A 13,694-nucleotide genomic window follows, 5' to 3' on the forward strand; every position below is an offset into this window, starting at 1 on the left:
GTCTGGACTAATGATGAATGAAAAATAGAGGTTTGCCAGCAACTATAGGCAATAGACGCAGGCAGGATGTGATCAGGCGACTGCCAGAGTGCCAATGCCGCAAAAAATAATCAATGCGGCAACCACCCGCTGGGGGGAAAAGCGCTCGTGAAGCAGCACTACGGAGATGATGGAGGCGAACAGGATACTCACCTCACGCGTTGCAGCAACTGCCGCCACGGGCATCATGGAAGTGGCCCACAATGCGATCCCGAAACCACCGGTTGCCAGCACACCGGAGAGCGAACTGCGCAAAAAGTTGGCACGGGCAAATGCGAGACCTTTCAGCGGGCGGGTCAGCAGTACAGCGACAATTACTCCGCCACCCGAAAGAATTTCCAGCCATGCGACATAGCTGAGCGGGTTGGCGACGCTACGCACGCCGGCAGCGCCAATGATCGTGTACCCGGTGATCGCAATCCCCGTGCCCAGCGAATAGAGAATCCCGGATCCACTGACACGGAGTTCTTTCATGATCAGTGCGAAAATGCCGCAGGTTACCAGCAGAATACCGGTGATCTGAAGTGGAGCGAGCGACTCATCGAGAAATAATAGTGCCGCGGTCGCTACCATTAACGGCGTGACACCGCGCGCGATCGGATAGGCGGTACCGTAATCCAGCGCACGGTAGGAGCGCGAGAGCAGGAAAAAATAGAGGTATTGAAAAAAGGCCCCGCCCAGGAGAAAACCCAGCGCATTTTTTCCAGGTAGCGGCAGCTGAGTGGCAAGTGCCGCCCCTACCAGCAGGCCAACACTGCGGATCATTGCCAGCTGCAGGAAACCCTCTTCACTGTGTTTGACCACCGCATTCCATACGGCGTGCGCAAGCGCAGATAGCAGGACCAGCGCGAAAAGTACAGATTCGGATATTACCAATTTACATAAGCAGTTGGGGAGAAACTATCACACCGTTATTATCGGCGTACAAATACTCTCCAGGTTTAAAGGTGACGCCGCCGAAAGTCACCGCAATATTGCGTTCCCCGATCCCCTTTTTTTCGGTCTTCATGGGGTGGCTTCCTAGCGCCTGTACTCCTAACTCTAGTCCAGAAATGGCATCCACATCGCGAATGCACCCGTACATCAGGATCCCTTCCCAACCGTTATCCGTGGCTTTTTCAGCCAGCATATCGCCCAGACATGCCCGACGCATCGACCCTCCGGCATCGACTACCAGAACCTTGCCGGTGCCCGGCTGCGCCACAAACTCGCGCACCAGTGAGTTATCCTCGAAGCACTTTATGGTGACGATTTCACCGCCAAACTGCTCGCGACCACCGTAATTGATGAACATGGGCTCTACGACCCGTACCAATTCGGGGTGGGCATCACAGAGATCGGGCGTGGAAATAATTGGCGTGGGCATCGCGGGCTCCTCGTCGACGATTGATAGTGGTTTCGCTAGGAAGCCATGATAACGGGCCATCCTCGCCCCAGCAGCCTACCCAAAAAAATACCGGGTATTATCCCGATGGATAGTACCCGGTAAATGGCTTGCCCCTATGCAAACTGCGGACAAGCGGGCTTGTCAAACTGTTTCCTGATTTAGAGCTCAACTCCTGTGGCTAACTTCAGTACGCCCTGGATCAGTAGGTCACAGTGACCGGCATACCAACGCGGGAATACTGGAAGAACTTGCGGGCCATATGCGGAGGCATACGCACGCAACCATGTGAAGCCGGATAACGGGGCACATGGCCTGACGCATGCATGCCAATACCGCCGTTAAAACGAATGTAATGGTTCATTTTCGCACCGCGATAGTAAGTACCGGCGGGACGACGGTGTTTACGAGTATCCACATCCGCTTTCACCACGCGGCCGGTGTTGCGGTCGACAAAGCTGCCGTAAATGCTCGAGCGGTGGTTGGGGCGTTTTGCGAGCACGCGGAACTTGCCGGGACTGGTGCGAAAACCCTGTTTCCCCGAAGAAACCAGCGATACACCAACGAGTCGGCCGCCTTTATAGAAGTAGGCTTTTTGCTCGGACAGGTTAATACGGATGGAAGGAGACCCCGAGGAGTTCATCGCAGCCTGATCATCAAACCAGTTGGCACCGGAGTGCGCGTCGGCGAGTGTCGGCCACAGGCTGCCCACAAGTGCGCCGACAAACAGCATCAGCGCCGCAACCAGGTTTCTTGTACTGTCCCGGCGATCACTTTGTACCGCGCCTGCACGGCTGGCGGATGTTGTTTCACACCAACGCCAGTCTGGTTGAGCGGCAACTGCTGAAAATTCAGGTATGTGGTTTTCTTGCGTGGATGTCAGACGTCTATGCATGGCGGCACCTCAATCACTACATCAATCGAAGATCCGTTTTTGAAAACCGCATTTTCAGAAACTTATAGGGAAGTTTTTGAGAACACGGCTTTTCCGAAAAATGAATTTCGGCGGCTTTCCCGAAACCGATCAAAAATACGGGAAGCTTGCTCGATTCTATTGAACAGGCACCGCGTCCTTAGACTGATTTATATGGGGAGGTAGCTGTTTTATGGAAATTGGCAATCGACTTAAGATGGCGATCAAAGCATCACAAGGTTGTGGCTCACGAGCCACCAATAACGTCTTCACAAAGTTTGCGCGGGAAATAGAATATTATTTCTGCTACGTGCACAAAAAAAGCGACCAAAATGGTCGCTTTTTCTCGAGTCAAGCCATAGCAGGCCACATTCTCTCTGGGATTATGTGGCCAACGACGCTTCGCGCCGGCTTTGGCCGGATCAAACCTTCTGGTTGGCAAGGAACAGCCAGGTATCCACCGCGGTGTCCGGATTCAGCGAGACACTGTCGATCCCCTCCTCCATCAGCCACTGGGCGAAATCCTTGTGATCGGAAGGCCCCTGACCGCAGATACCAACGTACTTCCCGGCCTTTTTACATGCCTGGATCGCACGGGATAGCAGCATCTTGACTGCGGGATCGCGCTCGTCAAACAGATCAGCTACCAGCCCGGAATCCCGGTCGAGCCCCAGGGTAAGCTGGGTCAAATCGTTGGAGCCGATGGAAAAACCATCAAAATATTGCAGGAACTCGTCTGCCAGCAGCGCGTTGGATGGCAGCTCGCACATCATGATGACCTTCAGGCCGTTCTCACCGCGCTTGAGACCGTTTTCTTCCAGCAATTCGATAACCTGGCGGGCCTCGTCCGGGGTGCGTACGAACGGAACCATAATCTCAACGTTGGTTAGCCCCATTTCGTCGCGGACTTTCTTCAGTGCTTTACACTCCAAAGCGAAGCACTGGCGGAAGTCCTTGGAGCGATAGCGAGCGGCACCGCGGAAGCCAAGCATCGGGTTTTCTTCACTCGGCTCGTACATCTGCCCACCCACCAGGTGCGCATATTCGTTGGACTTAAAATCCGACAGGCGCACGATGGTGCGGTTGGGCGCGAACGCAGCCGCGAGGGTGGCGATACCCTCAACCAGCTTCTCCACGATGAAATCTTCCGGCGAAGCGTAACCGCCGATGCGATTGCGGATATTCTTTTGCAGATCGAGCGGCAGGCTATCCAGCTCCAGCAGCGCTTTGGGGTGGATACCAATCATGCGGTTGAGGATAAATTCCAGGCGTGCAAGACCGACACCCTGATTCGGCAGGTTACTGAAGGCGAAAGCACGATCAGGGTTGCCCACATTGAGCATAATTTTGAATGGCAGTTCCGGCATATCCGTCACTTCGGTCAGCGAGCGTTCGAAGTCCAGCTCACCGGCCATGACAAATCCGGCGTCCCCCTCCGCGCAGCTGACAGTCACCGGGGTTCCCGTGCTGAGCTTATCGGTGGCATCGCCACAGCCCACTACCGCGGGAATGCCCAGTTCGCGGGCAATGATCGCCGCGTGACAGGTACGGCCACCACGGTTGGTAACAATGGCGCTGGCCTTCTTGAGCACCGGTTCCCAGTCCGGATCGGTCATGTCGGTAACCAGGACCTCACCGTCCTGCATCTTCGCCATATCCTCAACGCTATCCAGTACCCGCACCTTGCCGGCACCGATACGCTGACCAATGGCGCGGCCTTCGCACAGGATGTCACTGCGCTCATGCAGCTTGTAGCGTTCGATGCTTGTACCGGTATCCCGTGAACGGACTGTCTCCGGGCGGGCCTGAACAATAAACAGCTTGCCGCTATCACCGTCTTTGGCCCACTCGATATCCATCGGCCGCTGATAGTGCGCTTCGATCTTGCGTGCCTGATTCGCGAGCTCGGTGAGCTCCGCATCCGTCAGGGAAAAACGCAGGCGATCCTCTTCCGGGACCGGTACCGTCTTGACCGATCGGCCGCATTCGCCACCCTGGTCATACACCATTTTGATCGCTTTGCTACCGCGGTTACGACGCAAAATGGCGGGTCGGCCGGCTTCCAGGGCCGGCTTGTACAGGTAGAACTCATCGGGGTTCACAGCGCCTTGCACTACCGTTTCCCCGAGGCCATAGGCGCCAGTGACAAAAATGACATCGCGGAAGCCGCTTTCGGTATCCAGGGTGAACATGACTCCGGAGGCCCCGGTCTCACTGCGCACCATATGCTGGATACCCGCAGACAGGGCAACGCCCACATCCGCGTAACCGGTGTGTACCCGATAGGCAATGGCGCGATCGTTGTAGAGGGAGGCAAACACCTCCTTTACCGCCTGCAGTACAGTCTCGATGCCGCGGATATTCAGGAAGGTCTCCTGCTGGCCGGCAAAGGAGGCATCTGGAAGATCCTCCGCAGTCGCGGAAGAGCGCACCGCAACCGCGGTCTCGCCCCCACCCAGAGCCTCATAGCCCGCGCGGATCTCCGCTTCCAGCTGACTTGGGAATGGCGTATCGAGCAGCCACTGACGGATCTCCTCGCCGGCCGCCGCCAGCGCGGTCACATCGTCAACGTCGAGGCCCTTCAGGCGCTCGGCGATACGCGTGTCCAACTGGGCACTGGCGAGGAATTCGCGAAAGGCGTCTGCGGTCGTGGCAAAGCCACCCGGGACACTGACACCGGCACCGGACAGGGAGGAAATCATCTCTCCCAGTGACGCATTTTTGCCGCCAACCTTGTCGACGTCGGCCATGCCCAGCTTCGCGAACTCGAGTGTGTAAGTGGTCAATGGATTGCCCTCTGCAACTGCTATTCTGGCGGGAGATTATAAGGAAGGGTTTTGTAAATAATACCCCGGATAAAACGGTCAAAACCCCGTATTTCTGTTGTAATTTTTCTACAAGACCCGATCGGGCAAGCTCTGAATTTTCCGGAAGCCATATGCCGCAGCCGCGACAACGCCGGCAGGGAGAGCCCATCACCGTTACGGCGAGATTGCACTTTGAGATACCATACAGTCGGAAAACAAGAGGCAGGCCGATGAACGGACAGCAACACCCCAATACCACAAGCAAACCCGGCGCCAAGCGCACCGCTTTTTTTATATCAGACGGCACCGGCCTCACGGTTGAAGGTATCGGCCACAGCCTGCTTGCACAATTTCGCGACCAGCCCGTGGAGCAGGTAACCTTCCCCTACGTGGATTCCGATGCAAAGGTTAACCAGGTGTTACAGCGCATTGAGCGCGCCGCCGAGGTGTCTGGCCTGCAGCCGATTATCATCACCAGTATCGTATCCGACCAGATCCGCAAGCAGTTGCACCGGAGTTCTGCGTTGATGCTGGATGTATTTGAAAGTTATCTCGCACCTCTGGCCAACCTGTTTGGTACCGACCCGGCACGCACGGTGGGTGTTTCCCATGGTATTGCCGACAATCCACGCTACACGGCGCGGATCGACGCTGTACATTTCGCCATGGACAACGACGACGGACGTCGCACCCGCGAGTTTGAGAGTGCCGACATCATTCTGGTCGGCGTGTCGCGGTCGGGAAAAACGCCAACCTGCCTGTACCTCGCGCTGCAATTCGGCTTGCGCGCAGCGAACTATCCGATTACCGAAGAGGATATGGACTCCACCGCCCTGCCAAAGATACTGCGCCCTTTCCAGCACAAGCTGTTTGGCCTCACCATCGACCCCCGTCGCCTTATGAGTATTCGTCAGGAGCGGCGCGCAAACAGCCGCTATGCTTCGCCGGAACAGTGCGAGTTTGAAGTGCGCCAGGTAGAGCAGATGCTGCGCCGGGCACAGATCCCCTATCTCGACGCTACCGAGCTGTCCGTAGAGGAACTCGCCACCCGGTTGATGTCCCAGGCAGGTATCGAACGCAGAATCAGCTAGATTTTCTATAGAAGCACGAATTGGAGTAAAGTAGCGCCGCCCAAAAGGTGTTGCCGCTGCCGGCCGGGCCAGGCCCCGGGACTTCCCGGCATCAGCCATAATGTCAGCTGATGCACTGGCATCCCGTTCAGCAGCCCGAAATGGAACCAGTGCGATGAACTCGCACGGAAGCTTGGTTGACGTTTTGCAAATAGTTTCCCTGCCCTATTCTCCAAATACCGGAGTTGCATTTACTGCACTCGCCGACCTGCCTCGCCCAGTTTGGCTGGATTCCGGGCAGCCCGGGGCCCGGGGTGGACGTTTTGACATCCTGAGCGCTGACCCGGTAAACAACCTCACGCTCAATGCCACAGACCGGGATCCCTTTGAAACACTGGATGACCTTCTGTGTGAGCTCGCCCCGCAGGAAGTGGACCAGCAAATCCCGTTCTGCGGCGGGGCCATCGGCTACGCCGGCTACGAGCTCGGCGCCAGAGGGAACTTCCTGTCAGCAGACGACCGGGAAACACCGCTGCCTGCCGGGCACTTTGGCCTCTACACCTGGGCGCTCATCGTCGACCACCAGCTACAGGCGACACACCTGATCTTCCATCCGGCCTGTACCGAGATTCAGAAACGCGACCTGAAGGCGCGCTTTACCGGCCTGGATTGGGAGGCTGAGCCCCGCACCGAATCCTTTCGCCTGACGTCTGGATTCCGCCATGAATTCAGCGCCCAGGAGTATCAGGCACAGGTCGGGGAGATCCTCCGGTACATCCGCGCTGGAGATATCTATCAGGCGAATTTTACCCAGCGCTTTTTTGCTGAATATACCGGATCCCCGCTGACCGCCTACCTGGCACTTCGCAGCGTGGCCGCTGGCCCTTTCTCGGCATACCTGTCGCTACCACAGGGTGAGATTCTGAGCCTGTCCCCGGAGCGCTTCATCCTGGCCGACGGAAATTTCTTACAAACCGAACCCATCAAGGGCACTGCACCTCGCAGCACTGACCCCGCCCGGGACACCGAGCTGGCCAAAGCCCTGGCGGCAAGCCGCAAGGATCGCGCCGAGAACCTGATGATCGTGGATCTCTTGCGCAACGATTTCGGCAAGGTATGCCAGCGCGGAAGCGTCCGGGTGCCCAGCCTGTTCGAGCTGCAGAGCTTTGCCAACGTGCATCACCTCGTGAGCACCATCACCGGCCAGATACCGGAGGATTTCGGTTTTGCCGAAGTCCTCGCAGCCACCTTTCCGGGAGGCTCGATCACCGGCGCGCCAAAGCGTCGATCCATGGAGATCATCCGCGAGCTCGAGCGCAGCCCTCGCGGGGTCTACTGCGGAAGCGTTGGCTATATCAGCACCTGTGGCCGCGCCGATTCCAGTATCGCCATTCGTACACTCACGGCGAGCAATGGACATATCAGCTGCGCTGCAGGCGGTGGCATCGTGGCAGATTCCGACCCCGCGGCAGAACACCGGGAGTGTCTGGACAAGGTTCGGGTATTACTCGACACACTGGAAGACCGCTTCTCATAACAGACCCACATCACGGCAATCAGAGTTGTTAAAACTGTCTCCCGCGCTGGATATCGGGTTATAAATCTATCACCCAATGGTATTTCCCCCATCACCGGGACTCTGCTAGATTTCGCGCCAATCCAATTTCCGGTTCCCCCGGCTTTTTTGTCGTGGGCGCAAAACATAAGGCGGTGTCTCATGCGTATCACCCTGGTAAAAAAAGTACTCGCCGATGGCTCCCTGTGTGCCAAGTGCAAGGATGTCGAGCAAAAGCTCAAGGAAAACGATCAGGAAAAATTTCTCGACGAAACGCTGATTGCCGATGAGCGGGACCCGGAAAGTGCCGGTATGCAACTGGCACAGCGCCTTAACGTACAGCGCGCGCCCTTCTTTGTAGTGGAAAAGGAAGGGAGAGACCCAGAGGTGTATACCGTTTACTTCAAGTTCGCGAAAGAAGTCTTGAGTACCGTGAGTTGAGCTGTCAGGTACCGTACCGACACCGAAGAAACAAAAAAAGCCCGGCATCAGCCGGGCTTTTTGATTCTGTACAGGAACCGGAACGAGGAATCAGTATACGGGCAGGTCAATATGTGAAAAGAGCTCGTCCACTTCAGCACGAGAAGAGGCCTGAGAGGCCTTCTCTACCAGTTCACGCGTCAGGTGGGGAGCGAACTGCTGGATGAATTCATACATAAACCCACGCAGGAAAATGCCTTTGCGGAAACCGATTTTGGTAACACTGCTTTCAAACAATTCACTGGCATCCAGCGCCACCAGATCACTGTCCTCATCTTCCACGGCTGCCATGTCGGCGACGATACCGATACCGAGACCCAGCCGCACATAGGTTTTGATCACGTCCGCATCGGCGGCCGTGAATACGACTTTCGGCGAAAGCCCCTTTTCCAGAAAGGCTTCATCCAGTTTGGAGCGTCCGGTAAAGCCGAATACGTAAGTAACGATGGGGAATTTCGCCACATCTTCCAGGGTGAGCTTGGGCAACTGAGCCAGCTCATGCCCCTTGGGAACCAGGATGCACCGGTTCCATCGGTACACCGGCATCATCACAAGGTCACTGAACAGTTCCAGGGCTTCCGTGGCAATAGCGAAGTCGGCAGTACCGTCCGCCGCCATCTCGGAAATCTGCATCGGTGTACCCTGATGCATGTGCAGGGATACTTCCGGGTAACGAGCGATAAATGCTTTTATTACAGGAGGCAGCGCATAGCGTGCCTGCGTATGGGTGGTGGCGATTGCAAGGCTGCCGCGCTTGTCATTGCTGAACTCCTGCGCGACCTGTTTGATGTTTTCCACCTTGCGCATGATCTCGCCGGCGGTTTTGAGAATCGCCTCCCCTGCCGGGGTCACCCGGGTCAGGTGCTTGCCGCTGCGGGCAAAGATCTCGACACCCAGCTCGTCCTCGAGTAGCCGGATCTGCTTGCTGATCCCGGGCTGCGAGGTAAACAGACTCTGTGCCGTGGCAGAAACATTGAGATCGTGATGCGCCACTTCCCAGATATAACGCAACTGCTGCAGCTTCATAGTCTCTCCCTGTCTACGGCTGGCCATGGCGGTACAGACTGCCGCCACGCTCAATTTTACGCCAGCTGTTGGTTATAAAAACTTAGCGACTTTATGCGGGAAAAGAATAGCAGCGAAATGACTGACGAGCCAACACTTGGCTATTAACGCGGGTTAAAAATGAGGAAATGGTTACTAAAAGTGACTTTGAGGGAGACATATACGCCAGATGCTTGTCGATGGCGGCAAATTATTCTGGCACTATTTAAACCAAACTAATCCTCCAGATTAGCGATACCGTGCGGCACATGGCCGGTGGCCACATGTTGTGCCGCCGAGGCGCAATGGTTGGGCTGATCATCGAAAAACACATCGGCCCCAAACGCCCGCAGAAACTCACCTTTCGGCAAACCACCGAGGAAGATGGACTCATCGATACGGATATTCCAGGCCCGCAAAGTACGAATCACGCGTTCGTGAGCGGGTGCAGAACGCGCGGTTACCAGCGCCGTTCGAATGGGACAACGCTCCGCCTCAAACTCCCCTTGCAAGTGCTGCAGTGCCTCAAGAAACCCCTTGAAAGGCCCTCCCTGCAACGGCTGCTTTGCAGACGCACGCTCTGCAGTAGTAAACGCAGCCAGCCCCTCGCGCTTGAAGATCTGCTCCGCCTCATCAGAAAAAATCACCGCATCGCCATCGAATGCAAAGCGCAGCACTTCGTCGCCTCGCTGGCGTGCGCCACCGGGAATGAGTGTTGCCGCTGCAATACCCTGCTCCAGGGCCCGGCGAACATCACTGCCGTCGGTGGACAGGAAAAGATGGCAACCGAACGGCGAAATGTAGCGGTAAGGGCTACCGCCATTGCAGAATGCCGCGCGGCTGATTCTCAGCCCGTAATGCTCAATGGAGTTGAATACCCGCAAGCCGGTATCGGCACTGTTACGCGACAGCAGAATCACTTCCACCCGGGGTTCACCGCCCAGGCGTTCGTTGATCTGCAGGAATTTCTCGACCAGCGAGAATGCCTCGCCTTTCGGGAGAACATCATTTTCCCGCTCAATCTGATACGCCGAAAATGCCTCAACGCCCTGCTCCTCATAAACCTGGTGACTCTCACGCAGATCAAACAGGGCGCGCGATGAAATCGCAATGATGAGTTTGTTCGCGGGTGGCGATTGGCGGTTGTTGCTCATGGCGATAAATGCCCTCAGGGCGCCTCCACATCATCCAGCCCGGAGGGCTTTTCATCGTTGCGATGGGGCTCCAGCAATACCAGCAACATATTGAGCAGATCGGCGCGAGTGCGCTCCGAGCGCACCCCCTCCTGGTTCACGACCACCAGAAGCATCGCGTGGCAGGTTTCGAGTGTAGCTCGGGCGAGCCGGTTGGTCTCATTGGGTGGACAGGTAAAACCGAGGCGACGGAACATATCCACAAGGTGGTTGATGACCAGCTCATCGTGGCGCTCATCCAGCTCATGCAATTCCGGTATTCCCCACATCGCCTGAACCAGTGGCAGAAGACCCCGCTGCTCGCGGTACACAGACATCCAGCGCTTGAGCAGGTCATCGAGGAAGTCTTTGAGGCTGAGCTGCTCAAGATTCATCGCGGCAAGCTCGTCCAGACGCTCGGTAAGGCTCGCCAGCCACTGCTCGCCCATCGCGTAGAGGATGGCGTGCTTGTTCGGGAAATAGTGATACACGGAGCCGACAGAAACGCCGAGCTCCTTGGCGATCAGGATGGTGGTCAGGTCATTCAGACCAACCTGCTCCAGCAGCCGGCCGGTGGTGTCCAGTATCTGGCGCGCCCTCTCCCGGGCACGGGCCTGAACCGGCTCCCGTCGCGGCGACAACTGATTTTTACGGCGATTCTGTTCTGCGGTCGACACTACGTAATCCTTTTCACTGAAGTGTCTTTTTAACATAAATGGCCCACTCACTCACCAACAAAAAGGCCGGCTATAGAAGCCGGCCATTTTGTTCATCCTGTGAGACGAAAGGAACCGTATCAGAAGCGGTAGTCCAGGTTTACACCCACGACACGCCCGCGCGACGGGTCGGTTTTGGTTGCGGGCAGATTGTACAGTGCGGGAGCGTAACCCCAGTGGTAGTACTCTTCACCGGTCAGGTTCTCGGCATAGATACCCGCGGTCCAGGACTCATCCGGCGCGGTGAGCGCAAGACGCACATTGAACACATTGCGCGCATCCAGTTTCACCGCCTCAGTGTTCTCCAGATCGGACCACTGCTCACCGGTGTAGGTGTACTCAGCAGCGTAAGAGATCTCACCCAAGCCGGTGTTCTGGGTATACGTCAGTACGGTGGCCGAGGAGAACTTCGGAGAAAACGCCATCTCGTTGCCGTTACAGCTATCGCACAGCTCTTCGGGTGCACCATTGAATTCGGTATCCAGCAGCGCTGCACCCCAGTAGAGGTCCAGGTTGTCGGTAATCAGCCAGCGGGCATCCACTTCCAGGCCGCGGCCTTCGGACTCACCCACATTGCGGGTGATCGCGGCCGCGCCCACCCAGAACGCCTGCTGCATGTCGTCGTAGGAGTACTGGAAAGCCGCCGCGTTCAGTGCCATACGGTTGTCCAGCAAGCGCGCCTTGATACCCAGCTCGTAAGACAGCACGGTTTCTTCGTCAAAACGGCTCGGTTCTGCATTGCCGGCATTCACCTCGTAGCCCTGCTCGTCCAGCCACTCGTACTGGCTGTCTTCATCCGTACCGTACGCCGGGTCGGTGATGCGATAAGACAGATAGTCGAAGCCGCCGGACTTGTAGCCGGTGGCTACGCTGGCGTAAGTGGTCAGCTCGTCACTGATGATGTGCGTCAAGGTTACACGGCCGGAGACATTGTCCCATGTGTGGTCGCCGCGAATTCCGTCCTCATCGGTATACATGGCCTGGTAATTCCAGCCACCGGTCCAGGTGTCCGGCCAGGGGGAAACCACATCGTAGGTTTTCTGATCCTGGGTGTAACGGGCACCGAAGCCGAGGCTAGTGGAATCGGTCAGGTCGTAAGTGGTATTGGCAAATACACCCCAGCCGGAGTAATCCCCGAGGGTATCCGCTGCTTCAATGGAAAGGTTATCCGGAGCGTATTCCCAGGGGTCACCCTCGAAGCCAAAGGCTTCGTCCAGAACATCCTGAGGCAGCGAGGCACAGGTATCGAAAGTGTCCAGACCCTCTTCCCATTCGTCTGCGTAAATACCGTCACAGATAAAATCTTCGTTATCGATTCCGGCAAAGTAGGCGTTGACCTCTTCCTGGTAATAGGAAGCGCCCAGCACGTAATTGAATGGGCCTGCGCTGTTTGAGGTCAGGCGGAATTCCTGACTGAAGAAATCGCCGGTCTGATCGCGCACGTACTTGTCGATTGGTTCGGGGGTACCATCGAAATCTTCGATGTAGGTGTAATTGTGGGTCTTGTAGCCGGTAATGGATGTAAAGGTATTACCGCTATCTAGCTCGTGTTCGACCGTCAGGATGACGTCGGCGATCTCGGATTGATCGACACCCTGCACGTCGTTGTATACCTGATCGTAGTCTGCTTCCGGAATCTCGTAAGCGTAACCTGCACCGCTGTCGAAGGCCCGGTAGATAGTGCCATCGCCCTCGCGATCCTCATACTGCGCCAGCAGAGTGACGGTGGTTGCGTCAAAGCCATCGTAAACCGCGGTGAAGCGCATGGCGTTCAGCTCGCTGGCACCGAGGTCGGGACCACCGGCGAGGTTTTCCACGTGGCCATCCTGGGAAAAGTGCTTGCCCGAAATACGCACCGCCAGATCCTCACTCACCGGCACGTCTACGCCACCTTCAAGCTCGGTGCGGCCATACTGGCCAGCGCCAACCGAGACATCGCCGGCGAATACTTCGCCCGGCTTCCGGGAGGCCATGGAAATGGCGCCGGACGCCGTGTTCCGACCAAACAGGGTGCCCTGCGGCCCCTTTACGACTTCAACACGCTCCAGGTCGTACATGCTCGGCGTGGCACCGGTGCGGCTCTGGTAAACGCCATCGAGGAAGATACCCAGTGCCGGATCGCTACCGCTACCGAAACTGTTGTTGTTGACGCCGCGCACGGACACGGAATCGAAGAAGGAGTCATTCGTCTCACCAGAGATTCCTGGTGTCAGAGAGAACAGATCCTTGAAGTCGGAGAGGTTGGAGTCCTTGATGGTATCGCCACTGAAGGCGCTGACGGCCATGGGCACGTCTTTTAGAGACTCAGCGCGCATCTGCGCAGTGACGGTCACTTCCTCGATTTGCGCGGCTGCCACTGCACCACCGCTGACGGTCAATACGGCGGCACCAATGGTGGAAGCCAGCAGGTTCTTTCTGGCCACAAACGGCTTATTTGATAGCGTCATCTTTACTCCCCGTGGGTTATTTTTATCGGGAGTCTGCCCTTTCATTACCACTCAGGACCGACCCGGC

General features: G+C 56.7%; 11 protein-coding genes. 3 read left to right on the plus strand and 8 right to left on the minus strand.

What is annotated here, in order from left to right:
* Positions 1-72: 72 nt before the first annotated feature.
* The 4 genes from GTQ55_RS09265 to ppsA form a co-directional block, all read right to left on the minus strand.
* Complete coding sequence (locus tag GTQ55_RS09265; protein WP_161858479.1) at positions 73-843, minus strand: DMT family transporter; 771 nt, start codon at positions 841-843, stop codon at positions 73-75.
* A 73-nt stretch (positions 844-916) separates the two neighbouring features.
* The gene (rraA, locus tag GTQ55_RS09270; RefSeq protein ID WP_161858480.1) at positions 917-1,405 is read right to left on the minus strand and encodes a ribonuclease E activity regulator RraA; all 489 of its coding nucleotides are present in this window, start codon (positions 1,403-1,405) and stop codon (positions 917-919) included.
* A 220-nt stretch (positions 1,406-1,625) separates the two neighbouring features.
* The gene (locus tag GTQ55_RS09275; RefSeq protein ID WP_237567630.1) at positions 1,626-2,318 is read right to left on the minus strand and encodes a L,D-transpeptidase; all 693 of its coding nucleotides are present in this window, start codon (positions 2,316-2,318) and stop codon (positions 1,626-1,628) included.
* 440 nt (positions 2,319-2,758) lie between these two features.
* Positions 2,759-5,122: a phosphoenolpyruvate synthase gene (ppsA, locus tag GTQ55_RS09280; protein ID WP_161858481.1), complete on the minus strand. Its 2,364-nt coding sequence runs from the start codon at positions 5,120-5,122 to the stop codon at positions 2,759-2,761.
* Between the two features lie 251 nt (positions 5,123-5,373).
* Here ppsA and ppsR point away from each other — a divergent pair, with 251 nt between their 5' ends.
* From ppsR to GTQ55_RS09295, 3 genes are all read left to right on the plus strand, one after another.
* Positions 5,374-6,234, plus strand: coding sequence for a posphoenolpyruvate synthetase regulatory kinase/phosphorylase PpsR (ppsR, locus tag GTQ55_RS09285; protein WP_161858482.1), 861 nt, complete (start codon positions 5,374-5,376; stop codon positions 6,232-6,234).
* 154 nt (positions 6,235-6,388) lie between these two features.
* Positions 6,389-7,750: an aminodeoxychorismate synthase component I gene (gene pabB, locus GTQ55_RS09290; protein WP_202620606.1), complete on the plus strand. Its 1,362-nt coding sequence runs from the start codon at positions 6,389-6,391 to the stop codon at positions 7,748-7,750.
* Positions 7,751-7,930: 180 nt separating this feature from the next.
* A complete protein-coding gene (locus GTQ55_RS09295) occupies positions 7,931-8,209 on the plus strand; it encodes a hypothetical protein (RefSeq protein ID WP_161858483.1) in 279 nt (92 codons plus the stop codon).
* A gap of 90 nt (positions 8,210-8,299) precedes the next feature.
* Here GTQ55_RS09295 and cysB read toward each other — a convergent pair whose 3' ends face one another.
* The 4 genes from cysB to GTQ55_RS09315 all read right to left on the minus strand — a co-directional run bounded on the left by cysB (position 8,300) and on the right by GTQ55_RS09315 (position 13,627).
* A complete protein-coding gene (gene cysB, locus GTQ55_RS09300; protein WP_161858484.1) occupies positions 8,300-9,274 on the minus strand; it encodes an HTH-type transcriptional regulator CysB in 975 nt (324 codons plus the stop codon).
* 254 nt (positions 9,275-9,528) lie between these two features.
* Complete coding sequence (locus tag GTQ55_RS09305; RefSeq protein WP_161858485.1) at positions 9,529-10,446, minus strand: 5'-nucleotidase; 918 nt, start codon at positions 10,444-10,446, stop codon at positions 9,529-9,531.
* A gap of 14 nt (positions 10,447-10,460) precedes the next feature.
* Entirely contained in the window at positions 10,461-11,177 is a 717-nt protein-coding gene (locus GTQ55_RS09310; RefSeq protein WP_161858486.1) for a TetR/AcrR family transcriptional regulator, read from the minus strand.
* An 83-nt stretch (positions 11,178-11,260) separates the two neighbouring features.
* On the minus strand, positions 11,261-13,627 hold the full coding sequence (locus tag GTQ55_RS09315; protein WP_161858487.1) for a TonB-dependent receptor: 2,367 nt from the start codon (positions 13,625-13,627) through the stop codon (positions 11,261-11,263).
* Positions 13,628-13,694 lie beyond the last annotated feature (67 nt).

Source organism: Microbulbifer hydrolyticus (genome assembly GCF_009931115.1).
GTDB classification, from domain to species: domain Bacteria; phylum Pseudomonadota; class Gammaproteobacteria; order Pseudomonadales; family Cellvibrionaceae; genus Microbulbifer; species Microbulbifer hydrolyticus.

Bases quoted from the DNA above. Each gene is read 5' to 3' on its own strand.
- rraA (WP_161858480.1), bottom strand. From the start codon at position 1,405: ATGCCCACGCCAATTATTTCCACGCCCGATCTCTGTGATGCCCACCCC.
- GTQ55_RS09275 (WP_237567630.1), bottom strand. From the start codon at position 2,318: ATGCATAGACGTCTGACATCCACGCAAGAAAACCACATACCTGAATTT.
- ppsR (WP_161858482.1), top strand. From the start codon at position 5,374: ATGAACGGACAGCAACACCCCAATACCACAAGCAAACCCGGCGCCAAG.
- pabB (WP_202620606.1), top strand. From the start codon at position 6,389: ATGAACTCGCACGGAAGCTTGGTTGACGTTTTGCAAATAGTTTCCCTG.
- GTQ55_RS09295 (WP_161858483.1), top strand. From the start codon at position 7,931: ATGCGTATCACCCTGGTAAAAAAAGTACTCGCCGATGGCTCCCTGTGT.
- cysB (WP_161858484.1), bottom strand. From the start codon at position 9,274: ATGAAGCTGCAGCAGTTGCGTTATATCTGGGAAGTGGCGCATCACGAT.
- GTQ55_RS09305 (WP_161858485.1), bottom strand. From the start codon at position 10,446: ATGAGCAACAACCGCCAATCGCCACCCGCGAACAAACTCATCATTGCG.
- GTQ55_RS09310 (WP_161858486.1), bottom strand. From the start codon at position 11,177: ATGTTAAAAAGACACTTCAGTGAAAAGGATTACGTAGTGTCGACCGCA.
- GTQ55_RS09315 (WP_161858487.1), bottom strand. From the start codon at position 13,627: ATGACGCTATCAAATAAGCCGTTTGTGGCCAGAAAGAACCTGCTGGCT.